We start from the raw sequence: 22649 nt of genomic DNA, 5'->3' as shown, positions 1-22649 counted from the left end.
ATATCATATGCTCTATGACGTAAGAGTTCAAATTTTATTATTGCTTAGGGATAGATAAATAAAGAGAATATAACAATTGTATAACTTTTTTCTATGCATAAGAAATGTGCAGAAACAACTAATAGCATTAATTACGAACTACTTCCCCTTTCATACACAGCCGATGATGGTTAGAACGGGTAGCTCTTCAGTTATATAAGTTAAAAATACCACGATTTCACTCACCCCAATGAGAATGTAATTCTTTAATTTATCATTTCTGCTCCATATCGAAATCAAATTCTCTCGTTTTTAATAAGAAAGTTATGTTAAAGGGTAGTTGATTTATGATGCAAAGAAATCTTAGATCAGAGAGTAGAATTGATTGTTCACACCAGCCGGAGGCTTTCCTCGGGGTGAGCGATAAGCCATCACCCATCGCTTACGCGCGTGGTTGTGATGTCTTATCTGTCTCACTCATCCCGTAGGAGTCGCCGTCTGGCGCTCCAATCAATAAATGGGAACAGCTTTAATGCTTCGATAAGTGCTTATAAATTGCATAAATAAGGCAAAAAAACTGTACCCAATCCCAATTTTATAATCTTAATAGTCATATGAATGTCCTTTTTATAATGTTTACAGTCACTATAAATAAGAATTATTAGTCAAAATCCACCAATAACTTTAACAAAGCTAATAAAAAAAGTAACCAAAAGAATGCGAGCATTCTTCCGATTACCTTTATTTACAATTCCCTATTTAGCAGGGATCTATACCTTATAGTAGGTTATATAGCTTTATATGCTCATATTTGTCTTGGAACCAGCGAGTTGCAAATTCATTTTCAAATAAGAATACATAGTGATCATAACGATCTTTTACTAGCATGCTTCTTGGACCTGTCATTGATTCTTTTACATCTTCTTCATTTTCAATCCAACGAGCTACCTTCGATCCAATTGGCTCCATACGAACTTCTACATTATACTCGTTTTTCATACGATGCTCGAATACTTCAAATTGAAGCTGTCCAACTGCACCAAGAATTACTTCTTCTGTATGAAGTGTTTTGTAAAATTGAATTGCACCTTCTTGTACAAGCTGCATAATACCTTTATGGAAATGCTTAGATTTTAATACATTTTTAGCAGTAACCTTTACAAACATTTCTGGAGTAAATTGAGGAAGTTTTTCATAATTAAATGCTTTTTTTCCTCCAACAACCGTATCCCCAATCTGATAATTTCCAACATCATAAAGACCAATAATATCTCCAGCTACAGCGGTTTCTACTGTCTCACGATCATCAGCTAAAAATTGAGTAGACTGAGTGACTTTAAACGTTTTTCCAGTACGTGCCAAAGTAACAGTCATTCCGCGTTCAAATTTCCCCGAAACGATACGTACAAATGCAATTCGATCTCGGTGAGCAGGATTCATATTCGCTTGAATCTTAAATATAAAACCGGAGAAATCTTCGTTCAAAGGATTTACTTCTTCTTCAACATCAGTCATTCTCGGCTGTGGAGTTGGAGCAAACTGAAGGTATGTTTCTAAGAAGGTTTGCACACCAAAGTTAGTTAATGCACTACCAAAAAATACAGGTGTTAAATCACCAGAAAGTACTTTTTCTTTATCAAAATCATTCCCTGCTTCATTTAACAACATAATATCTTCCATAGCTTGCGTATAATAAGATGTTTCTTTCATAGAATGATCGACAGCTAATTCTCCCTCATCATCTAACGGAAGATATTTTTCAGATTCCTCTGTGCGGAATTGCTCAATTCGATGATTGTAGCGATCATAAATCCCTAAAAATTCTTTACCCATACCAATCGGCCAATTCATTGCATAAGATTGAATTCCAAGTACTTCTTCTAGCTCCTCCATTAATTCAAGAGGTTCTTTACCTTGTCGGTCTAGTTTGTTAATGAAAGTAAAGATAGGAATACCGCGCATGCGACAAACCTTAAATAGTTTTAATGTTTGAGCCTCTATCCCTTTGGCAGCATCTACAATCATCACTGCACTATCCACAGCCATCAATGTTCGATAAGTGTCTTCACTAAAATCCTGATGTCCAGGTGTATCTAATATATTTATACGACAATTATTAAAGTCAAATTGCATAACAGAGGATGTTACAGAAATCCCACGTTGCTTTTCGATTTCCATCCAGTCTGAAGTTGCAAATTTCCCCGATTTTTTCCCCTTTACTGTACCTGCATCACGAATAGCTCCTCCAAAATATAAAAGCTTTTCCGTTATAGTCGTTTTACCAGCATCCGGGTGGGAAATTATTGCAAAGGTTCTTCTCTTAAGTATTTCTTCTTGTAATTGTTTGTCCATATTTGTATATCTCCTTCTTATTCACTTTTTTATCATATGGATTTACTAGCAAAAATACAAGTAAAAAAAGAACTAGCAGACAATTTTACAAATTAATCGTAAAAATGTCTACTAGTATCCATTACAGGATTTCAGATTGTATATAAGAATACAATAGTTTCGCTGTATTTTCTAATGATTGAATATGAGTTCTTTCATATGCATGCGATGCTTCAATTCCTGGTCCAAACAATGCATGCTTGACATCAAAACCTGCTCTTATTGCAGCAGAAGCATCAGAACCATAGTATGGATAGATGTCTAACTTATAATCAATTCCTTCTGCCTTGGCTAGTTCTACGAGGTTTCGGGTTAATTCATAATGATACGGCCCAGAGGAATCTTTTGCGCAAATGGAAACAGTATACTCATCCGAGGTTTGTCCATCGCCTATCGCACCCATATCGACTGCTATATATTCCACTGTTTGTTCTGGAATGTTAGAATTGCCTCCAAATCCAATTTCCTCATTATTAGAAATATAAAAGTGTGTTGTATAAGGAATCGTCCATTTATTTTCTTTAATAGCTTTCATTAATTGGAGTAAAAGGGCAGTACTTGCTTTGTCATCTAAATGACGTGACTTGATAAAGCCAGATTCCGTTTGCTCAAATCGAGGATCAAATGAAACAAAATCCCCAACCTCTATACCTAACTCTCTTGTTTCACTAGCACTTACTACTTTCTCATCCACACGTACCTCAATGTTTTGCTCATCACGAGCGAGCGCAGTCGCATTTTTATAGACGTGAACTGTTGTTTGATGCATGAGAATGGTGCCCCGTATTTTTCTTCCATCTGCTGTATGGATTGTACAATACTCACCTTCTACAGCGTTCCAATTAAAGCCACCTACCATTGCAAGCTTCAATCTGCCAGAAGACTTCACTTCCTTTACCATAGCTCCCAAAGTATCGGTGTGTGCTGTCAGTAAACGATGTTTAGTATCATTTTCTCCTAGAATGGTGGCAATAAGCGCTCCCTTGTTAGTTCTAATATAATTAACATCAATATCCTTTAAAAACTGCTCCATAAAATCCATGATGTCCTTTGTATAACCGGAAGGACTAGGAATTTCCACTAATTGTTTTAGCAAAGAGACAGTCTCTTGCTCTTGAAATTTGTATGACATAATGACTCCTCCTTTGTTCTTACTCCATCTTATCAAAATCTTGTATTTTCAGATACCTTTAAATAGGCTAATATAAGAAGTATCTAATCTGATAGGAGGTGGGAAAAATGGAATATATTAATACTACGAAAGATAAAAATAAATTGTTTTTCATTATTTTTTCCTGTTTTACTGTTTGTCATATTATTCTGGCAATATTTTTACATAACAAGGACCTATTAATTTATCTATACGCTGGGATTGTATACCTACTCATCTTAACGTTGTTATGCTGGGTAAACTCAGAGAACCCAATTATCCAATACATTTTGTTTATAACACTCAATCTTTATCTTTTAATCTTGAATATATACAGTGACAGCGTAGTTATGATTGTATTTTTTATTTACCCAATATACATCGCAGTCATCTATTCCAATATAGGTCCTAGAATATTATTATTCTTTATAACTATCATTGAAATTCTTGGACTCATCTATTATAAAAATGATGACTATACATATATTTTGTCCTCAGAAGATTTAATTGCTTTTATACTACTTTTAGCTATACTTATTTTCACTTCCATCTTAAATACATACTTTGACCGTAAATATTGGAATAAGATTTCTGAACTAAATACTTCTATGAGAAAAGAGCAATATTCGAGAGAAAGTTATTTACAGCTTTTTTTTGATAATGCGAAGGATAGTATTACTGTATTTGATAAAGACAATAAAATAATAGAGGTAAATCCTGCTTTTGAAGATTTATATGGTTGGAAAAGGGAAGAAGTAATAGGAAAAAGTGTTTCTATTTTGTCTCCACAATATCAGCTAGATGAAACAAGAAAACAAGAGGTATTAAAAGGGGCCAGCTATCATTTTCTCGAAACTACTGATCGAAAAAAAGATGGAACTTATTTTGATGCCCAAATTACTGTTTCTCCAATTTATGATTACCAAAACGAGCTGATTGCCCTTTCTATAATTAGTAGGGACGTTAGCTTTAAAAAAGAAACAGAGAATTTATTACTACAATCAGAAAAGCTAAAGGTTGCTGGGGAAATGGCAGCTGGAGTAGCTCATGAGATTCGAAATCCTATAACAGTTATATCTGGCTTTATGCAGATTATGAATGGGGACCCTACCCAGCCCTATTACCGTTACACTAAAGTAATTGAAAACGAAATTGAAAGAATCAATTACATTATTAGTGAATTCCTAGTTTTAGCAAAGCCACACGCAAAATTGCCAAAGAAGTATGATTTAACTCAAACATTAGATGATCTTCTCGTTTTATTTCAACCCGAAATTAACTTGAATGGGATATTTTTGACTACTGATATTATAAAAGGTCCGATACACCTTTACGGTGAGGAAGGTCAGATGAAGCAAGTACTTATTAACCTGGTTAAAAATGCGATAGAGGCAATGTCTGACAATGGTAAAATCCATATTAGCTGTTCCATCGAGCCCCAGGATATCATCCTTATTAAAATTAGAGACAATGGAGTAGGGATGGACAAACAGGTTGTTGAGAAAATCTTCGATCCATTTTTTTCTACTAAGATTAACGGGACAGGCCTTGGAATGATGATTTCCGAAAAAATTATTGCTGAACATGGTGGAACGATTGCCATTGAAAGCCAAAAAGGACAAGGAACTACGGTAACTATTCAGTTACCTTACACTTCAAACATAGAGGCAACGGATTAGTCTCTTCTTTTTATATCCGTTGCATCAAAGACTTACATCCCACATTTACTAAAGTAAAAATACCTTGAGAATGGGATCTCAAGGTATTTTTTCTTTAGTTGGAACTCGCTAATCCTCAAAATTGAAAGGGTTATCATCCAATTTATAAGGTTAAAAGATTCTCATGTCATCTATGTTCGTGAGGCCACAAGCTTAAAGCCAGGAACATCCTCCACACGAAGAGGCTTGGAATAATAGAAACCTTGGACAATTTCACAATTATGTAGCTTTAAAAACTGGATGACTTCCTCTGTTTCCACCCCTTCCGCTACTACTTCTAAACCAAGACTTTTGCCTATTTTTATAATAGAGGACACTATTACTTCGTCTCTTTTTTCTATGATCTGATTCATAAAGACTTGATCTATTTTTAAAGTGTGAATAGGGAGTTCCTTTAAATAACGGAAATTTGAAAAGCCGGAACCAAAATCATCCATTGCAATTCGAACACCGTGTTGTTTTAAATCCTCCAATATACTAGACAGCTTGCTTAGATTTTTCATTAGAATGTTTTCCGTAATTTCCAGTTCTAGATAATGTGCTGGAAGCCCAGTCTCATGAAGAATATATTTTACATTGGCTGTAAAGTCATTTTGATCTAACTCAACTGGACTTATATTCACAGATATTGTACTAAAAGACAATCCCTCTTTTAACCATTGTGTAGCTTGCTTACATGCTTCCTTAAGAACATACCTACCAATCGGAATAATTAGCCCTGTCTCTTCTGCAAATGGAATATACTCATTCGGCGGAATAATATTTTTTCCCTTTCTATTCCATCTAATAAGCGCTTCATAGCCTTGAACCTTGTTGGTAATTAGGTTTAATTTCGGTTGGTAGACTAGAAAGAATTCGTTCTTTTTAAGTCCCATCCGAATATCACTCTCTAAAGACAACTTATCTATATATCCTTTTTCATATTCAGATGTGTACAAGACTGCTGTTCTCTTCCCTTTATCTTTCGATTCATTTAACGCTAAGTCTGCAGCTCTATGTAAAGCATTATAACTATCTCCGTGTTCCGGAAAGCAGGAAATTCCAATAGAGCATGAAATGTATAGCTCCATTTCATGAATGCTAAAAGGCTTTTCAATTTCTTTTAATAACAGTTGGGCATTACTTAATGAGTCCCTACAAGAAAAATAGTTATCCTCCAAAAGAATAACAAACTCATCCCCACCCATCCTATAAATCTTGGCGCCTTCGTTATAGAATTTTTTCATTCTTTTAGAAACCTTTTGTAATAGCAGGTCTCCTGTAACATGACCTAATGAGTCATTAATATTTTTAAATCGGTCTAAATCAATATATAGAAAGCTAAACTTTTCCTTTAATTTTATCTTAAGCTGGATATCCCTATTTAATGCTGCAGTATTGTATGTATTTGTTAAGTGATCCTCGTACGCTAGCTCTGATAACTTCCTTCTAGTCTTTTCTATTTCCGTAATATCATTTCCTATTCCTATAGCGCCCATTATCTCACCTTCTTTTTCAATAGGTGAGATCGTGATATGAATACATTTAGGCCCAAACCACTCTTTATAAGAAACTTCCTTCCCTAAAAAGACCTTTGAAATATTCTGCTTAAGTCTATCAGATATTTCCTTAGGAAAATAATCCATCGTCCGATTAAAGGATTGAGATGTTTGTTCCGCAAACAGTTCATTGGAAGGATGAATCATCGGAATTCCTCTTTCCAAAAAGTACTCTGTTGCTATCTTTCCGGTTAGTAGGGTAAAATTCAACTCTTTATCTAATCTAAAAATTAAGTTGTTTACATGTCTCACTACAGTATCAAATGAATTAATGATATTATTCTTTAAACGTAGCTCATTTTCTTTTTCATGTGTTATATCTGTCCGAATACTTAAAAAGTATGTACCTTGTTCAATTGTATTAATAGGTAAAATATAAGTCTTCACCCAATACAATTGTCCATTTTTACGTTTGTTACATATTTCACCTTCCCAAGTTTGTCCATTAAGAATCGTTTCCCACAATTCTTCAAAAAATTCAGACGGGTGAGTGAAGGAATTAATAACTCGATGAGTTTTTCCGATTAATTCTTCATGAGAGTAACCAGAGATCTCTGTAAATTTGTCATTTACATATAATATTTTTCCAGCATGATCAGTTAAAGCAATTATCATGGTTTCATTTACTGCATAGCTCATCAGATTCATTTTATAAAATGTATCTTCAAGTTTTTCTTCCAGTAGGTTAATATTTGACAACGATTCTTTATGTAAAGCATCTTTTACTGTGAGCAATAAATCTTTGGACCCTGTTCCAAATATGGACTCCATTACTTGTCCTCCATTTTAAATTTATCGTAAAAACACAACTCCCTCAATTCAAATAGTAGTAAAAAAGATATAAATTGTCAATATAGCATTGATATAATTGGATTATGTAATGTCACCATTTGTCCATAAAATAATTATAACGCACTAAAGGTGCGACAATTTTATATCATCGCACCTCCAAAAAATACTATTATTTTAATAAACTTCTTACTAGCTTTATTTTGTTCTTATAAGGCGGGAATGCTACATTAAGAGGTATAGTCGTGCTCTTCTTCACAATAGATTTCTGATGAGTAAATAATTCAAAGCTCGCTAGCCCATGATATGCACCCATTCCAGAGTTTCCTACCCCACCAAAAGGTAAATGTGCACTACCTGCATGCATGATAGTATCATTTATACAACCGCCTCCAAATGAAAGCTCTTCTAGGAAATAGTTTTGAGCTCCCTCATGCTCACTAAACATATAGGCAGCTAAAGGTTTAGGGAATTTTCTAATCTGACGAATAATATCAGGTAACTCTTTGTAAGTGATTACTGGTAAAATTGGTCCGAAGATTTCCTCCTGCATAGATGGACTTGAAAATTGCACACCATCTAGAATTGTAGGCTCTATATATAAATCTTCCTTGTCTGATTTTCCACCAAAAATAATTTGATCCTTTTCTTGGACAATCATTTTTTGTAGTCGTTTAAAATGATTGGTATTAACTATCCTGCCGTAGTCTGTATTTTCTTGTACATTTTCTCCATAAAAATGATGAATGGCTTCCTGTAATTTTTCAATCAGCTTGTCTTTTACAGGCTCCTCTACTAATAAATAATCAGGTGCAATACAAGTTTGTCCGGCGTTCACTAATTTACCCCAAATTATACGTTTAGCGGCTAAATCTAAGTTAGCTGTGTGATCGACAATAGCCGGGCTTTTCCCTCCTAATTCTAAAGCAATAGGAGTGAGTCTTTTAGAAGCTGCTTCCATTACTACCTTCCCTACATTTACACTACCTGTAAAGAAAATAAAATCAAATGGAGCATGGATTAAAAGGGATGTTTCTTCTTTCTCTCCTTCCACGACTCTTATATAATGCGGATGAAATGCCTCTGCAACAATCTTCTTCACTATATTAGTAGTGTGAGGAGTAGTTTCCGAAGGTTTAATCATGGCACAATTACCGCCAGCAATTGCACCAATTAACGGTTCCATTACTAATTGAAAAGGATAGTTAAATGGGGCAATAATTAATACTGTTCCATAGGGTTCACTAATAATCTGACTTTTAGATGGCATTAAGGCCATTGGAGTCTTCACCTGTTTAGGTTGCATCCAGTGCTCCAAATTTTTGTTCATGTTTGAAATACTTTCATATATTAAGCCTATTTCTGTCGTATAGGACTCAAACTCACTCTTTCTCAAGTCCTTATAAAGAGCTTCAATTACTTCAGTTTCATACTTCTTAATCGTTTTTTTCAACACTTCTAATTGTTCGATTCGAAACTTCGCGGATTTTGTTATGCCTGAGTAGTAAAATGCATGATGCTCCTCTAACATAATATCCAACTGCTGTGAAGTAAATTTCACATAAATCATCTCCTCATCGACTTTGTTTGTAGTAAAACTTCTTTAGTGCTAAAAGACCTTCTTGCTAAAGCATACTATTTTTTTCAAGTAGACGAAAGAAATTGGATTTTCTACCTAGTACATTAAATGATTCAAAAACGGCATACTACTTTTAAAGGATGAGTTATAAAGTAATCTTTTTAACCGTTCTTTAACCAATCCTGTCTTATGTAAAGTTTTAATTTCGTAATTAGTGTTTGATGGAGCAACAAATTGGGGTATATAAAAATCAAATGAATTATTTAAAAGCTTTTAAAAAGGAGAGGAAATATAATGACTGAAACTCAAACATGGTGGGAACCTATTTTTCAAGGACCAATGTCAATAGGTTTAAACAAGGAACGTTTACAAAATGAACTAGAAGAGGAAACTTTTTTATATTTCCAACAAAGTGACTCTACTACAACCGAGACGACAACAATCGAATAGATTATTTTCTAAAAGTCAGTATTTTTATTTTGAATTAGTAATGTATCGTAGTTACTTAGAACGTTTAGGAGGAGAGTCCGATGATTCTCCTCCTTTTAATATGCAGATCAATGCTCTTATATTTTTTATTCTTTACAATACTTTAGAAATAATGTACCTAGTCATGTTAATTGATAATATATAAACTCAAAATCATTCTATTTATATGAATGGAAAAGAGGGATAATAACTTCGCTTACAATCAAGTAAATTTACCAGTTAATAGGAGAAATAAATTGTACTAATAATTATTTAACTAAAAAGTCTGTGGACAAACTTCAATTTCAGTTTGTCCACAGACTTTCATACGACTATATTATGTCGTTGTACCTTTAATTTTAGTCTCTGGAGCTGTTTCTTCTGGTGCTATATCTTCAAAGGTTTCATTTGCTTCTTCTAAGTCTCTTGTTCGGTGAGCGAGACGAGATGCTGCGCTAGCAGCGATACTTGCAACTAAATCATCTAAAAAGGTATGAATACTTCCACCCTTCTTTGTATCTAGTTTAGATATAATACCTATTTTATTCTTGTCTAGATGCCCAAACGTGGTGACGGCTATACTTCCGTATGTAAATACAGCGCCTAATGCGATTGTTTCATCTACTCCGAACAAACCTTCATCTGCTTCTACAATTTGCTGAAGAGGAGCAGAAAGCATTTTCTTCTCAGCAAGCTCATCTAATTCAATACCAACTAAGATGGCATGCTGCATTTCTCTTTTTTTCATGACACTCTTGATCGACTCAATACAATGTTCAATTGTTAATCCTTTATTATAAGGAAACTGCATTTCATACACGATTTTAGCAACCTCTTCGATGGTAACCCCTCTACGTTTTAAGGCATCTAACGTGGCTTGCTCTACTGTTCTCGAATGCACTCTTAATGATTCATTTTCCAAAAAAATAACCTCCTTATAATCTAACAATGTAAAACAATCCTTGTGAACTCCTCTTATTATACCTCTTTACCAGTATATGATACAATTTCTATATAACATGACAACGAGGTGTAAATATGAATCGAGGCACATTACAAGATACAACAATTTACAGTAAAGCGTTAGATGAAGAGATCCAGTTATTAATTTATTTACCTCCCAATTATTCACCATTATACAAATATAGTGTTTTAATCGCATCAGACGGAAAAGACTACTTTCAGCTTGGCAGAATATCCCGGATTGCAGATGAGTTATACGAAAACCGGGAAATAGAAAACTTAATAATTGTGGGCGTGCCTTATAAAAATGTAAAAGATCGCCGAAGTAAATATCATCCAGAGGGAGAGCAGCAGCTTGCGTATTCACGGTTTATAGCACAAGAGCTAGTTCCTTATATTGATGAAAATTATCCCACTTATCAAATTGGAATGGGGAGAGCTCTAATAGGTGATTCACTGGCAGGAACAATTTCTTTACTTACTGCTCTAAGATATCCAAACACCTTTGGCAAGGTCATCCTTCACTCCCCTTTGGTTAATGAAGAAATATTAGAAAAAGTGGAAAATCATAAAGAAGTAAGTGCTTTTTCCATTTATCAAGTAATAGGAAATGAAGAAACAGCAGTTAAAACGGGAGACGGACTACTCACCGATTTCCTTACACCTAATCGACAACTGCATGATATGCTAAAAAATAAAGGAGTTTCTACCTTTTACGACGAATTAAATGGAGACCATACATGGAAGCTTTGGCAGCCAGATATTAAAAGATCTCTGCTAAACAATTTCAGTCTGTAGGGTATTTTTGATATAATAGAAATATATTGTAAGATAATTATAAGGAGGTCATGATTATGAAATACGGTATTGTTGCTTTTCCATCAAAAAAGGTACAAGATTTTGCAAACTCTTATAGAAAGCGTTATGATCCCCATTATGCCCTAATTACTCCTCATATGACATTGAAGGGAGTTTTTGAGGCAGATGAAGCCCAAATTAAAACAATAGCTGACCATATTAATGATATAGCTAAAAAACATAAGCCTTTTACTATGAAAACTACAAAGGTAAGTTCTTTTGCACCTGTAACAAATGCCATCTATTTTAATGTTCAATCTACTCCAGAGCTAGAGAAGCTTCATGAGGATTTAAATTCTATTGAATTTCATGATGACGAAACGTATTCATTTGTTCCTCATATTACTATTGCACAAAAACTTAGTGGAAGTGAACACGACGATATTTTACCTCAATTAAAAATGATTGGTGCACAGTTTGAGGAAGAAATTGACCGAATTCACCTGTTGTACCAATTAGAAGACGGTTCATGGACCGTATATGAAACATTTAGATTGTCTGGAGCTGAGTAAACTTGGTATTTGCAAAAATTGTTGAAACAGAGAAAGAATATGAGGATGCTATTCATATAAGAAGAAAAGTATTCGTAGAGGAACAAGATGTTCCTCTACATTTAGAGTTAGACGAATATGATATGAAATCGACGCATTTTGTAGCCTATGATGGAGACACTCCTTTTGGAGCTGGCCGCATCCGTATTGCAGAGCCCCATGTCGGTAAAGTAGAGAGAGTATGTATCTTACCAGAGTACAGAGGGAAGCATTTAGGTAACTTGATGATGGATTGTATGGAGAAATATGCATTGGATCATCAATTTAAAAAGCTAAAGCTTAATGCTCAAAGTCAGGCACTACCTTTTTATGAAAAAAGAGGGTATACTATTACGTCCCCAGAATTTCTGGAGGCTAATATTCCTCACCGAGCTATGGAAAAAGAATTATAATCCTACATAAGCAAAACCCGCTAACATACCGTTAGCGGGTTTTACTTTTTGCTTAAATATAGGTATTTACAAAATGACCTTTACCTGATATTTCTGCAATAATAGGTGATAAATTGACGGGGTTAGGTTGGATAAAGCCTTTGTATAATGGCAAGCTAGAAAGTTCCTTATTACCCGATAATTGCTTCTCTTCTTTTTGTTCTACGTCTTCATTTTGTTGAAGGTTTGTTAAGTGATTATCAAAAAGTGATTTCATTTTAACTGATTGAACATTGCTGATTTGAGCAAAATTATATTCTTCCATTTGCATTCGATTAGCATAAATTTGTGACTGCAAAGGTTGAACTGGAATAATATACCCCATTCTTATCCACCTCCATTATAAACTCTATGCTCTTTACCCCATTTGAAATTACCTTAAACCTCTTTTTTAAAAAAAATTACAACATTTTTTCAATATCAGTTAAACTGATGGAACTTCCTTTTTGGAGGATAGAGTTCGTCAGCTGATCTTCTAATTCTTTAGAGACAGGTTTGTTAGCTACCCTACCTACTTTTCTTACGATTTTTCTAACTTGATGTTCATCAGTAAAATCCGCATTTGAAATAGCGTTAGCTAATGTAAAAAGCTGATCCATTGATACGCCAGTTTTATTCTCAATCGCTCTAAAAAAAGAATTTTGCATGTATTTTCCCCCTCGCATTATTTATATCCAGGTGTTAAGGGAGAAAGGTGCTTCCTACTATTATTAAAAGAATGAATAACACTACAAGCAGAACAAATGCGTTAGAACCTTGAAAACCACCGTATCCTCCACCATCATAACCTCCGCCATAGCCATAGCCGTAACCACCACCATAGCAAAAACTTTCGCCACCACAATAGCCGTACATATCTTTCCCCCCTTCCTTTCAACTTATAGTATGCAAAGGGGTAAGAGGAAGTAGGGCATTTTAATTAGTACGTGGTTTTCCGTTTCTGAAATATAAAGGCTCCAATGATACCAAATAAGATTGCTGCGCTAATACCTGAACTAGTGACTTCAAACATTCCTGTTATTACTCCAACTAATCCGTGCTTCTCGGCTTCGGCCAACGCTCCATGAGTTAATGAGTTTCCAAAAGAGGTAATTGGTATAGTTGCACCAGCTCCTGCAAAATCGATTAGAGGCTCATATAAACCAAATCCATCAAGAATCGATCCTGAAACAACTAATCCACTTAACGTATGGGCCGGCGTAAGCTTAAATGCATCCATTAAGATTTGCCCAACTACACATATTAATCCACCTACTACAAAAGCTGTAATTAATGATGATATCATATTATCCCTTCTTCTCCATTCGACATTCTATGGCATGTGCTATACAAGGGATTGTTTCCCCTTGTTGATAAGTTAAAGGGGACAATAGAGCCCCTGTAGCTACTAACAATACTCGGTTAAACGTTCCTTTTTTAAGTTGACTATAAATTTGGCTAAAGAATACAGAGGCGGAGCAACCTGGACCGCTCGCACCTGCATTAAAGAATTGATTGTCTCCATAAAATTGGGCACCGGCATCCTGTAAAATAACTCCACTATTCTCGTCTTGGAACATTTCTTTTAATATAGAAAGACCTATTTTTCCAAGATCGCCCGTCATAATTAGATCATAGTCAGTCATTTTGCTATTCGTATTTTTCAGATGCCTTTCAATTGTATCTCTCGCAGCAGGAGCCATTGCAGCTCCCATATGAAGCGGGTTCGATTGCTGGCCATCCACAACTCTGCCCATAGTAGCATGAGTAATATAAGGAGCATTTTTAGCCTTACTTTGTAATAATGCATAAGCAGCTGCGGTTACTGTCCATTGAGCTGTTTTTGGTTTCTGTGCTCCGTATTCTAATGGATATCTAAACTGTCTTTCTACTGAAGGGTGATGACTGGAGGCGCCGGCAAGAACATTCTTAGCATTTCCAGACTCTAGCATAAGAGATCCAATGATAACTGCCTCCATTGAACTCGCACATGCAGAAAAAACACCAAAATAAGGAATAGCAAGCTTTCTTGCAGCAAAGTTAGAAGGCGACATTTGATTTACTAAGTCCCCTCCGATTAGCAAGTCAATATTATCCATTTTTTCATGTGCTTTTTTTACTGCCGTAGAACAGGCCTTTTCAATAAACCGACTTGCTGCCTGCTCATATGTTTCATTTGTTTCTTTTTCAGTTTCCAGTATTTCATCAAAACCCTCGGCAAATGGACTTGATTTTTCGACCGGACCAGCTATTATTCCGGCACTTGTAATACTAGGTCGTTGTGTAAATGAAATCGTTCCACCGGTATTTACCACGAAACCACTCCTAATTTAACTAAAATAGTTTTAACTAACGCTACTAAAAAGGCGGAAAGTACACCAAATACAATAACAGATCCTGCAAGCTTAAACATATTACCACCTACACCTAATACATACCCCTCTGTCTTATGCTCGATTGACGCTGAAATTACAGCATTACCAAATCCAGTAACAGGGACCGCTGATCCCGCTCCTCCAAACTGAGAGATTTTTTTATATAAACCTGTCCCTGTTAAGATCATGGCGATAAAGATCATCGTTGCTACGGTCGGATTACCCGCAGTCTTTTCAGTAAAAGGAAAAAAACGTATATAGAAAAAAGTAATTAGCTGTCCAACCGTACAAAATATTCCTCCAACTAGAAATGCTTTAAGACAGCTCATAAATAATGGGGCCTTAGGGGTTTGCTTATCGACGATTTTTTGAAATTGTTTTTGATCCATCATGTCTCTTCCTTCGATAGGGATTTAATGTCATTAATTGACTTTTTTAATTCGTCATTTTTCTTCTTCTTTTCTACTATTTTTTCTATTTCCCATTTAATTTTTATATCTCCTGTAACGATTACTTCTTTATCTGGAAACTCTTTTTCAATTGCTTTTTTTACTTCATCTTCTATTTTAACTTTTTGGAAACGTTTGAACCTCGGAATATCTATTGCAACAACAACATCATTGTTATCAATTACACTTTGATATCCGGCAATCTTATCCTGCACCTTAAGGACTTGCTCAAGTTTTGAGGTATCTCTGTCCGAATACACCTGATCTTTAGGGCTAGAACAAGCCGTCAATAATAAAGACAACAGTAGAATATACACTATTTTGCGCATTAGGCTTTTTGCTCCTCTTTTTTTAGGTTAGTATGTACGCAGACTTTTTAAATATACAAATGGAACTGAGCTATTTGCCCTTGTTCAATTAGAACCCTTTACATAAATTACTAAAGAAAGAAGCAAAGGAGGTGAAACAAAATGGGTTGTGGAAAAAATAATCACCCTGCTCCAAGTCCTTCGACTGGAAACTGTGTATGTGATGTTGTGCAAGCAATAGCAGATATTCAAGCACAAGCTGTAACTGATTGTGGATCTTGCCCGACTAGCTGTTTTTTAGAGCCACTAGGAGGTCTAGTTAGTCCAGTAAATAACCGTGCAGATACTCGTGTATTTATGCTTTTGAATAAGGATGGCACGCCATTCTCTTCTTTATTTAGATATACAGCTCCTGGAACTACTACACCGCAATGTGGCGTTTCAATATTCTTCAGAGTTGAAGAAGTATTTGATAATTGCTGTGCCACTTTACGTGTTTTAGCACCATTATCTACAGTTGGTGGAACTACTATCGTTGATTTCTTAGATGGTACTACACTTGATATAGGAAGCTTCTGTGCTGTTAATGATTGGGATGCAACAACAAACTGTGTGACTGTGGACTTAAGCTGCTTCTGTGCGATTCAATGTGTAGCGGATGTATTCTTAGATATTTGTGACTGATCGTCTTTCAATATTGTAGTGTCTTTTCCGTTCGGCTAACTCACCGAACGGTTTTTTTATGTTTAAAAAATCTTACTTTTACTACATAAGCAAATACTAAAAGGTTATTCGAAACACCCCTCTGAGAAAGCGGCAGCAAACGCACTCGTCAGCGAATTGCTCCCAAAGAAAAACAGAAATACAACATTTATCGTTTACTTTTACGGTAGGCTACAAAAAAAAGCTACCTATATAAGGTAGCCTTAAACTATTTCAATATACTTCCACGCCAAAATATTTTCTTTACTTGATGCACGGGATACGTCTCTATGCTCTCGCCATTGATACTAAATATTACCTGTTCATCGGTCACTTCTTGCACTTCACCTTGAATAATACTCCCATCGGCCATATGAAAGCTTAATGGACGATAAACTTTCCGTTGAAATGGCTTAGATAAAAATTTCAGTTTTTCAAAAATAGCATTATTTTTTGCTGACATTGTATTTTTTATCTCATAAATAGAAGTACTTTCCTCTTCTATAATTGTCTCATCTACTACTATTTCTACTTCCTCCTTGGAGCGTATCTGTGGAGGAAGATGGAAAACAGGGGGACCGGATATATAAAGTATAGGATCATTTAAAGAGCTCATGGGCACATCCTTTTTTCCTTTACTTTATGCCAAAAAGTTTGGATTGGTGAATCTATAAAGAAGATATAAACAGTGTTGCTAAGCCCAAATAAATTAAAATACTAACTAGGTCATTAATAGTCGTTATAAATGGCCCTGAAGCTACCGCAGGATCGATTTTCAACCGATGAATAAGTAAGGGTATAAAAGATCCGCCAAGCGTTGCAAAAAAGATAGAGCCAAAAATTGCTGCTCCTACAAGCATTCCAATTAACAGATCCTGTTTCCAGAAGTAAATGACCCCTATAACTAGTAAGCCACATATTAACCCTGTTATTAGACCTGTTCCTGCTTCACGAAATAATAGCTTCGTTTTACTTTGTTCCTCAATATCACCTGTTGCAATTCCTCGAACTGCTACAGCGAGAGCTTGAGTTCCACTGTTACCAGCCATCCCCGCAATTAAAGGAATAAACACAGCAAGCAGAGCTACCTTATCTAGTGTTTGTTCGAAAATACTCATAAGATTTGCTGTCATCATACCTAAGAAAAGAAGTATAACTAGCCATGGCAATCTTTTTCTTGCAGCAGAAAATGGCCCTTTATCGAAAGTATCCATGTCAGAAACCGCAGCAAGCTTAGAATAATCATCAGAAGCTTCTTCATCCAATACATCGATAATATCATCTACTGTTACAATTCCGAGTAAATGGTTCTCAAAGTCTAGAACAGGAACCGCTAAAAAATTGTAATCTTTGATCATTCGAGCAACCTCTTCTTGGTCCTCATTTACTAGTACACTAACAACACGTTCATTCATAATATCTTTTATCAGGGTATCTTCATCCGCTACTATTAAATCCCTTAAGGATATTACTCCAGAAAGTCGATGAGCTTCGTCTACTACAAATAAATAATAAATGGTCTCTGCATCAGGAGCTGCATTTCTTAAAATGGTCATTGCAGAACGACAGGTTGAGTTTTCTGGAATTGCTACATATTCTGTAGTCATGATAGACCCAGCAGTATATTCCTCGTAATGTAGCAAGTCTTTTATTTCCTGAGCAGATTCCTTATCCATAATATTTAAGTAGCTAGCAACCTGGGCATCCTCAAGTTCGTTTAAGACGTCTACTGCGTTATCAGCAAACATATAGGAAAGCATATCAGCTGCGTATGTCGTATCCATTTCTTTTAAGTAAAATTCATAAAGCTCTTCATCAAACTTGTTTGCTTCAAAAAGCTCTGCCATCTCTTTTGGAGAAAGATAATGAAAGATTTTCTGTCGCAGCTCTGGCTCTACCTTCTCAAAAAATAATGATTGATCATATGGATGTAGCTCCATAAAAATTTCTCTAAATTCATCCATAGAATCTGCAAGTAAAAAATGAATTAAATTTGATTCCTCTAATTCTAATAAATCCATCTTTTCTTCTCTCATATCTTTCCCTCCCCTCGGCATTTATCCTTTACTATTGTAAGACCACTATTTTTATTAAGCAACTGCTTTCTTTATTTGGTAAAAAAGTTACATCAATATATTATTCCCCGGGAAATCATACTAAAACTAAATGTAAAAGAATTCTTATCAAAATGAAACAAGGGCAGCGATTTAATCCACTCCCTTGTTTTCGTTAGTTATTCATTTTAGATTATTTCATTCATTTATCTATCGTAGCTTTTTCTAAAACCGCTGCTATATCCATTGGATATTCATCTTCTATCGTTAAAGCTTGCTTTGTAAATGGATGCACCAATTTTAGTTGCTTAGCATGTAACGCCTGGCGAGGCATTATAGCCAAACTTCCTCCATAAAGATCATCACCAATTAGCGGATGCCCCACTGACATCATATGTACTCTTATTTGGTGAGTTCTACCGGTGAAAAGCTTTAACCTAACATGCGTTAAATTTTCACCATTAACAGTAAATCTCTTGATTACTTCTACAGACGTTTTTGCTTGCTTACCTTCTGGGTCAATTCTTCTCTCAATTATACTGGTATCCTTTCGACCTATGGGAGCATCGATAAGGAAAGAATCTTGTTCTACACTGCCATGAACAATTGCCTCATAGGTTCTAAAAATAGATCCGGCCTTTTGCATTTCACTCATTAAGTGATGAGCATGACGATGCTTTGCAATACAGACTATGCCCGACGTATCCTTGTCTAGCCTAGTAACAATATGTACGGTAGAGACAGATGAGTTTTTTTCAAGATAACCAGCTATTCCGTTTGCTAATGTACCATTCGGATGCTCACGGGAAGGAATTGTACTCATTCCAGATTTTTTTGAGATAACAAGTAAGTGTTCATCTTCAAATAAAATAGGAAAGCACATTTCCTCGGCTATTAATCCTTCACTTTTCTTCTCCTTAGGAAACACAATCGTAACAATGTCACCCTTTTCAAGTATATGTCTCACCGTTTTTTCTTCCCCATTTACTATAATTTGACCGCCTTCAAACTTAATACTAGTAAGGGCTTTTTTGGATATGCCATATTGGCTAATCGCTTCTCTTAATAGAAGTGATTTATCCACAGTGAAAGAAAGCTGTATTCTATTTTCCATCATTATTTTAAGTCACTATCTATAAAGCTGTCATGCACTCTAGTCCAAAAAGGAAAGGCACGGAATCTAGCAAAACGAACTTTTTCTTCTGCAACCTTATATTCAATGGATGCAACATCCTTATGTAGCAAGTGTAGATGATCGACAGTAACCATAAAATCTGGACCGTTAACTGGTCTCAGCAAACAAGTATGATGCTTAGGCAACACTAAAGAAGAACCAACCGTACGGAACACACGATTATTAATCGAAGCAATTTCAGCTAGCTGCATAGCCTCTAAAGAAGGATGCACTATTGCTCCCCCTAGCGCTTTATTGTACGCAGTACTTCCGGATGGGGTCGACATACATAAACCATCTCCTCTAAACCTCTCAAACAAGCTCCCATTTAGCTCCACATCCATCACAAGGGTAACGTCTGGAGATTTCACAGTAGATTCGTTTAACGCCAAATAAACAGAGCTATCCTCTCCATGCTTATAGTTAATCGTTACTTCAAGTAATGGATATTCGATAACTTTAAATTCTTTCTTGGCAATACTAATAACTAGTTTTTCTATTTCTGACGGTTTCCAATCCGCATAAAAACCAAGATGCCCTGTGTGAATACCAACAAATGCAACAGAATCAGTCATATGCTTGTACTTATGAAAAGCATGCAATAATGTTCCGTCACCACCGATGGAAAGAACTATGTCAGGATTTTCTTCGTTCAACTTTAATCCGAAATCTGTAAGATACATTTTAGCAGTTTCCATTAATTCATTGGATAGTTCATCATTTCGAGACTGTATAAAGAAATTCATTGTACCACGGCCTCTCTTTTATATTTTTTCTTCTTTTATGTGAGGTGAGGATTGTTCTTTGTTCTCGCTAAAATATTTTTGTGCTTCCTGAATTTCACCTCGAATTAGTGACATTTCTTCATCTAAACGAAATGCTGCTTCTGCAGCGTACTGCAGCCTGGTTTTAATTTCTTCTGGAAACACGCCTTTATATTTATAATTTAACGAATGCTCTATGGAGGCCCAAAAATTCATTGCTAATGTACGAATTTGAATTTCCGCTAATATATTAACCTCACCGTGAATTGTCTGTACAGGGTATTCAATGATGACATGAAAGGATCGATAGCCACTTTGCTTTTTATGACTAACATAATCTCTTTCTTCAATAATAGTCATATCTTTTCTACTACGAAGTAATTGTATGACGGTTTCTATATCATCTACGAATTGACACATCATGCGAAGTCCAGCAATGTCCGGAATTTCTCTTGCAAGTGTTGCAGAAGGTTCAAAAACGATTCCCTTTTCTAATGACTTATCATATATACTAGCCAGTGGTTTAACCCGACCAGTTACAAATTCAATAGGAGAGTTAGTATTCTCAATATCAAATTGAGTCCGCATACCTTTCATTTTAACTTTTAACTCATCAACTGCCTGCTTATACGGCTCTAAAAAACGTTCCCATTGGCCCATACTACTAAACCTCCACTTTGAACACTTATTATACTTTTAAAATTTCTTTAAAAGCATTTTCAACTGCTTGAGCAAACTCTACTCCATAGTTATCATTGCCTTCTATATTGAAAATTAGCATTTCTAACTCTTCTTTAAATTTCACTAAAACGATTCTTTGGTCTCCAATTTGTAAAGTAGGATCCTCGGTAGCTTTTAAAGTATTAACTAGTAATGGCCATACATCCTGACCAAATTTAAGATAGTGATATTCGCTATCTCCTTCTAATAAATATACGAAAGCTAAAGAATCAGAATCTGTAATCATTTGTCCGCCAGCTTTTATATTTAACCCTTTAGGGACATCCTCTAAAGTAAACCGAATATCATTTTCTAGTTGCACGCCACTTTGTACTTGAAATGTAATAGGCAAAACACATCGTTCCCTTCTGTCTATTCTGTAACTATTTTAACATATTGAAACTCATTGGAAACCGTCTATAATGAAATAATATGAAAGGTGTGAGACTATGTTATCTGAACAAGAGATTGAATTTAAAAACTTATTAACGAAAGAAGAATTCATGAGTTTGACAGACTTTTTCCATATCGAGCCTAAGCATTTTCAAAGTCAAATAAACTATTATTTTGATACACCTGACCAATATTTTAAAAATAATCATATGGGCTTTCGCTTAAGAGTGTTGGAAGATCGAAATGAACTTACCCTAAAATCACCAGTAAAAAAGCACGTGATGAATGAGCAAACAATTTTAGTAACGGATGAGCAAAGAGATTTAATCATTAACCAAGCAATTTTTCCTTCTATCGCTTTCATTGATGAGCTGATTGCTTCTAAATCCCTTTCTTGCTTTGGTAGTATAGAGACTAATCGTGCTCAATTGAAGCTGGAGGAAGGCATACTTTTCTTAGACCACTCCTCATATAGTCATACTGAAGATTATGAGGTAGAATATGAAAGTAAAGATGTCGAAAAAGGGCAAAAATTCTTTTATGAATTATTGAAAAAACATCAAATCCCCCTTCGTTCGACCGATAAAAAGATTGCACGTCTTGTAAAGGCTATGAATTCTTTGAAAGGTTGATGCTTTATAGATATAAAGTCACTAAAAACGTTAATGGATATTAATGCTATGCAAACATTGGGAAGTGTCCAAAGTTCTCAAACTAACAACGCTTCTTCCCTTTTTTCAGAAATGCTTGGACAGGTTCTACAAGAAACATCTATTGGGGGTCCCACAACTACTTTCGATTCCCTTTTCTATAGTGGTGACTCACCTGTTTATATACCCGAAAACGGTATAAATAATTCCTACCAGTCTATGAAAGTTTCTGTAGGTAACCCCTCATCAATAGAAGAAATCATAAACAAAGCTTCTGACGCATATAATGTGCCAGCAAAATTAATTTCTTCTGTCATCAAACAAGAGTCGAATTTTAATCCTAGTGCAATTAGCTCTGCTGGGGCATCTGGCTTAATGCAACTTATGCCAGGCACAGCTAAGTATTTAGGTGTACAAAACATTCTGGATCCAGAGCAAAACATCATGGGTGGAACAAAATACCTGAAACAGATGTTAGAGCAATTTGATGGTAATATAGAAAAAGCGCTAGCCGCTTATAATGCCGGACCAGGATCAGTTAAAAAATTCGACGGAATTCCTCCCTATAAGGAAACAGAAAATTATGTGAAAAAAGTTCTAAATAATTTCTTAGCTTGACGTATAAACGACCGCCAAAATTGGTCGTTTTTTCTATATTGTTTCTGA

At 35.3% G+C, this 22649-nt stretch carries 26 protein-coding genes; 8 read left to right on the top strand and 18 right to left on the bottom strand.

Annotated elements, in window-relative coordinates; genetic code table 11:
* Window positions 1-756: 756 nt before the first annotated feature.
* Both M3627_RS13165 and M3627_RS13160 read right to left on the bottom strand, forming a co-directional pair.
* Window positions 757-2331: a peptide chain release factor 3 gene (locus M3627_RS13165; RefSeq protein ID WP_169358881.1), complete on the bottom strand. Its 1575-nt coding sequence runs from the start codon at window positions 2329-2331 to the stop codon at window positions 757-759.
* Between the two features lie 121 nt (window positions 2332-2452).
* Window positions 2453-3502, bottom strand: a complete 1050-nt coding sequence (locus M3627_RS13160; RefSeq protein ID WP_169358880.1) for a M42 family metallopeptidase — start codon at window positions 3500-3502, stop codon at window positions 2453-2455.
* A 107-nt stretch (window positions 3503-3609) separates the two neighbouring features.
* Between M3627_RS13160 and M3627_RS13155 the strand changes: the two genes are divergently transcribed.
* A complete protein-coding gene (locus M3627_RS13155) occupies window positions 3610-5199 on the top strand; it encodes a two-component system sensor histidine kinase NtrB (RefSeq protein ID WP_251556063.1) in 1590 nt (529 codons plus the stop codon).
* A 170-nt stretch (window positions 5200-5369) separates the two neighbouring features.
* On the opposite strand, the gene M3627_RS13150 is transcribed toward M3627_RS13155, so the two are convergent.
* Both M3627_RS13150 and M3627_RS13145 read right to left on the bottom strand, forming a co-directional pair.
* Window positions 5370-7547, bottom strand: a complete 2178-nt coding sequence (locus M3627_RS13150; protein WP_251556062.1) for a sensor domain-containing protein — start codon at window positions 7545-7547, stop codon at window positions 5370-5372.
* Window positions 7548-7737: 190 nt separating this feature from the next.
* A complete protein-coding gene (locus M3627_RS13145) occupies window positions 7738-9126 on the bottom strand; it encodes an aldehyde dehydrogenase (RefSeq protein ID WP_251556060.1) in 1389 nt (462 codons plus the stop codon).
* Window positions 9127-9438: 312 nt separating this feature from the next.
* Between M3627_RS13145 and M3627_RS13140 the strand changes: the two genes are divergently transcribed.
* Complete coding sequence (locus tag M3627_RS13140; RefSeq protein ID WP_251556058.1) at window positions 9439-9594, top strand: hypothetical protein; 156 nt, start codon at window positions 9439-9441, stop codon at window positions 9592-9594.
* A 355-nt stretch (window positions 9595-9949) separates the two neighbouring features.
* Here the strand turns inward: M3627_RS13140 and M3627_RS13135 are convergent, their stop codons facing one another.
* Window positions 9950-10534, bottom strand: a complete 585-nt coding sequence (locus tag M3627_RS13135) for a phosphatidylglycerophosphatase A family protein (RefSeq protein ID WP_169358875.1) — start codon at window positions 10532-10534, stop codon at window positions 9950-9952.
* Between the two features lie 116 nt (window positions 10535-10650).
* Between M3627_RS13135 and M3627_RS13130 the strand changes: the two genes are divergently transcribed.
* Genes M3627_RS13130 through M3627_RS13120 form a run of 3 tightly spaced genes read left to right on the top strand, consistent with a single transcriptional unit; the run spans window position 10651 to window position 12376 of the window.
* Window positions 10651-11373 carry an alpha/beta hydrolase gene (locus M3627_RS13130; protein WP_169358874.1) on the top strand — a complete coding sequence of 241 codons (723 nt, stop codon included), beginning with the start codon at window positions 10651-10653 and terminating at the stop codon, window positions 11371-11373.
* Between the two features lie 56 nt (window positions 11374-11429).
* Complete coding sequence (locus M3627_RS13125) at window positions 11430-11945, top strand: YjcG family protein (protein ID WP_169358873.1); 516 nt, start codon at window positions 11430-11432, stop codon at window positions 11943-11945.
* A gap of 2 nt (window positions 11946-11947) precedes the next feature.
* The gene (locus M3627_RS13120; protein ID WP_169358872.1) at window positions 11948-12376 is read left to right on the top strand and encodes a GNAT family N-acetyltransferase; all 429 of its coding nucleotides are present in this window, start codon (window positions 11948-11950) and stop codon (window positions 12374-12376) included.
* Between the two features lie 52 nt (window positions 12377-12428).
* On the opposite strand, the gene M3627_RS13115 is transcribed toward M3627_RS13120, so the two are convergent.
* The 7 genes from M3627_RS13115 to M3627_RS13085 all read right to left on the bottom strand — a co-directional run bounded on the left by M3627_RS13115 (window position 12429) and on the right by M3627_RS13085 (window position 15547).
* Window positions 12429-12740, bottom strand: a complete 312-nt coding sequence (locus tag M3627_RS13115; protein WP_169358871.1) for a hypothetical protein — start codon at window positions 12738-12740, stop codon at window positions 12429-12431.
* 76 nt (window positions 12741-12816) lie between these two features.
* Window positions 12817-13062, bottom strand: coding sequence for a stage VI sporulation protein F (locus M3627_RS13110; protein ID WP_169358870.1), 246 nt, complete (start codon window positions 13060-13062; stop codon window positions 12817-12819).
* A gap of 34 nt (window positions 13063-13096) precedes the next feature.
* Entirely contained in the window at window positions 13097-13270 is a 174-nt protein-coding gene (locus tag M3627_RS13105; RefSeq protein ID WP_169358869.1) for a YjcZ family sporulation protein, read from the bottom strand.
* Window positions 13271-13334: 64 nt separating this feature from the next.
* Window positions 13335-13700 (bottom strand): stage V sporulation protein AE, encoded by a 366-nt coding sequence (spoVAE, locus tag M3627_RS13100; RefSeq protein ID WP_169358868.1) that lies wholly within the window; start codon window positions 13698-13700, stop codon window positions 13335-13337.
* Between the two features lies 1 nt (window position 13701).
* Window positions 13702-14709 carry a stage V sporulation protein AD gene (locus M3627_RS13095; RefSeq protein ID WP_251556057.1) on the bottom strand — a complete coding sequence of 336 codons (1008 nt, stop codon included), beginning with the start codon at window positions 14707-14709 and terminating at the stop codon, window positions 13702-13704.
* On the bottom strand, window positions 14703-15158 hold the full coding sequence (spoVAC, locus tag M3627_RS13090; protein WP_169358867.1) for a stage V sporulation protein AC: 456 nt from the start codon (window positions 15156-15158) through the stop codon (window positions 14703-14705). The genes M3627_RS13095 and spoVAC overlap by 7 nt, the downstream gene beginning before the upstream one ends.
* Complete coding sequence (locus M3627_RS13085) at window positions 15158-15547, bottom strand: YhcN/YlaJ family sporulation lipoprotein (protein WP_169358866.1); 390 nt, start codon at window positions 15545-15547, stop codon at window positions 15158-15160. Before M3627_RS13085 ends, spoVAC begins: the two co-directional genes overlap by 1 nt.
* Before the next feature lie 141 nt (window positions 15548-15688).
* Here M3627_RS13085 and M3627_RS13080 point away from each other — a divergent pair, with 141 nt between their 5' ends.
* Window positions 15689-16210, top strand: coding sequence for a CotY/CotZ family spore coat protein (locus M3627_RS13080; RefSeq protein ID WP_169358865.1), 522 nt, complete (start codon window positions 15689-15691; stop codon window positions 16208-16210).
* A 247-nt stretch (window positions 16211-16457) separates the two neighbouring features.
* Here M3627_RS13080 and M3627_RS13075 read toward each other — a convergent pair whose 3' ends face one another.
* The 6 genes from M3627_RS13075 to M3627_RS13050 all read right to left on the bottom strand — a co-directional run bounded on the left by M3627_RS13075 (window position 16458) and on the right by M3627_RS13050 (window position 21292).
* Window positions 16458-16844 carry a hypothetical protein gene (locus tag M3627_RS13075; RefSeq protein WP_169358864.1) on the bottom strand — a complete coding sequence of 129 codons (387 nt, stop codon included), beginning with the start codon at window positions 16842-16844 and terminating at the stop codon, window positions 16458-16460.
* Between the two features lie 52 nt (window positions 16845-16896).
* A complete protein-coding gene (gene mgtE, locus M3627_RS13070; protein WP_169358863.1) occupies window positions 16897-18264 on the bottom strand; it encodes a magnesium transporter in 1368 nt (455 codons plus the stop codon).
* 220 nt (window positions 18265-18484) lie between these two features.
* A complete protein-coding gene (locus M3627_RS13065) occupies window positions 18485-19396 on the bottom strand; it encodes an RluA family pseudouridine synthase (protein ID WP_169358998.1) in 912 nt (303 codons plus the stop codon).
* 2 nt (window positions 19397-19398) lie between these two features.
* Window positions 19399-20202, bottom strand: coding sequence for an NAD kinase (locus M3627_RS13060; RefSeq protein ID WP_169358862.1), 804 nt, complete (start codon window positions 20200-20202; stop codon window positions 19399-19401).
* An 18-nt stretch (window positions 20203-20220) separates the two neighbouring features.
* Complete coding sequence (yjbM, locus tag M3627_RS13055; RefSeq protein ID WP_169358861.1) at window positions 20221-20880, bottom strand: GTP diphosphokinase; 660 nt, start codon at window positions 20878-20880, stop codon at window positions 20221-20223.
* A gap of 28 nt (window positions 20881-20908) precedes the next feature.
* Window positions 20909-21292 (bottom strand): UPF0738 family protein, encoded by a 384-nt coding sequence (locus tag M3627_RS13050; RefSeq protein WP_251556056.1) that lies wholly within the window; start codon window positions 21290-21292, stop codon window positions 20909-20911.
* A gap of 97 nt (window positions 21293-21389) precedes the next feature.
* Here M3627_RS13050 and M3627_RS13045 point away from each other — a divergent pair, with 97 nt between their 5' ends.
* Window positions 21390-21965 carry a CYTH domain-containing protein gene (locus M3627_RS13045; protein ID WP_169358859.1) on the top strand — a complete coding sequence of 192 codons (576 nt, stop codon included), beginning with the start codon at window positions 21390-21392 and terminating at the stop codon, window positions 21963-21965.
* Between the two features lie 33 nt (window positions 21966-21998).
* Window positions 21999-22601: a lytic transglycosylase domain-containing protein gene (locus M3627_RS13040; protein WP_169358858.1), complete on the top strand. Its 603-nt coding sequence runs from the start codon at window positions 21999-22001 to the stop codon at window positions 22599-22601.
* Window positions 22602-22649 lie beyond the last annotated feature (48 nt).

Source organism: Psychrobacillus sp. MER TA 171, assembly GCF_023713305.1.
In the GTDB taxonomy this organism is placed as follows: Bacteria; Bacillota; Bacilli; order Bacillales_A; family Planococcaceae; genus Psychrobacillus.
Note: the sequence above shows the minus strand (reverse complement) of the source record. Positions and strands in the feature narration are given on the sequence as shown.

Coding starts and splice junctions, on each gene's coding strand:
- M3627_RS13165 (WP_169358881.1), bottom strand. CDS start 2,331: ATGGACAAACAATTACAAGAAGAAATACTTAAGAGAAGAACCTTTGCA.
- M3627_RS13160 (WP_169358880.1), bottom strand. CDS start 3,502: ATGTCATACAAATTTCAAGAGCAAGAGACTGTCTCTTTGCTAAAACAA.
- M3627_RS13155 (WP_251556063.1), top strand. CDS start 3,610: ATGGAATATATTAATACTACGAAAGATAAAAATAAATTGTTTTTCATT.
- M3627_RS13150 (WP_251556062.1), bottom strand. CDS start 7,547: ATGGAGTCCATATTTGGAACAGGGTCCAAAGATTTATTGCTCACAGTA.
- M3627_RS13140 (WP_251556058.1), top strand. CDS start 9,439: ATGACTGAAACTCAAACATGGTGGGAACCTATTTTTCAAGGACCAATG.
- M3627_RS13130 (WP_169358874.1), top strand. CDS start 10,651: ATGAATCGAGGCACATTACAAGATACAACAATTTACAGTAAAGCGTTA.
- M3627_RS13125 (WP_169358873.1), top strand. CDS start 11,430: ATGAAATACGGTATTGTTGCTTTTCCATCAAAAAAGGTACAAGATTTT.
- M3627_RS13115 (WP_169358871.1), bottom strand. CDS start 12,740: ATGGGGTATATTATTCCAGTTCAACCTTTGCAGTCACAAATTTATGCT.
- M3627_RS13110 (WP_169358870.1), bottom strand. CDS start 13,062: ATGCAAAATTCTTTTTTTAGAGCGATTGAGAATAAAACTGGCGTATCA.
- M3627_RS13105 (WP_169358869.1), bottom strand. CDS start 13,270: ATGTACGGCTATTGTGGTGGCGAAAGTTTTTGCTATGGTGGTGGTTAC.
- spoVAE (WP_169358868.1), bottom strand. CDS start 13,700: ATGATATCATCATTAATTACAGCTTTTGTAGTAGGTGGATTAATATGT.
- spoVAC (WP_169358867.1), bottom strand. CDS start 15,158: ATGGATCAAAAACAATTTCAAAAAATCGTCGATAAGCAAACCCCTAAG.
- M3627_RS13085 (WP_169358866.1), bottom strand. CDS start 15,547: ATGCGCAAAATAGTGTATATTCTACTGTTGTCTTTATTATTGACGGCT.
- M3627_RS13080 (WP_169358865.1), top strand. CDS start 15,689: ATGGGTTGTGGAAAAAATAATCACCCTGCTCCAAGTCCTTCGACTGGA.
- M3627_RS13075 (WP_169358864.1), bottom strand. CDS start 16,844: ATGAGCTCTTTAAATGATCCTATACTTTATATATCCGGTCCCCCTGTT.
- mgtE (WP_169358863.1), bottom strand. CDS start 18,264: ATGAGAGAAGAAAAGATGGATTTATTAGAATTAGAGGAATCAAATTTA.
- M3627_RS13065 (WP_169358998.1), bottom strand. CDS start 19,396: ATGGAAAATAGAATACAGCTTTCTTTCACTGTGGATAAATCACTTCTA.
- M3627_RS13060 (WP_169358862.1), bottom strand. CDS start 20,202: ATGAATTTCTTTATACAGTCTCGAAATGATGAACTATCCAATGAATTA.
- yjbM (WP_169358861.1), bottom strand. CDS start 20,880: ATGGGCCAATGGGAACGTTTTTTAGAGCCGTATAAGCAGGCAGTTGAT.
- M3627_RS13045 (WP_169358859.1), top strand. CDS start 21,390: ATGTTATCTGAACAAGAGATTGAATTTAAAAACTTATTAACGAAAGAA.
- M3627_RS13040 (WP_169358858.1), top strand. CDS start 21,999: ATGGATATTAATGCTATGCAAACATTGGGAAGTGTCCAAAGTTCTCAA.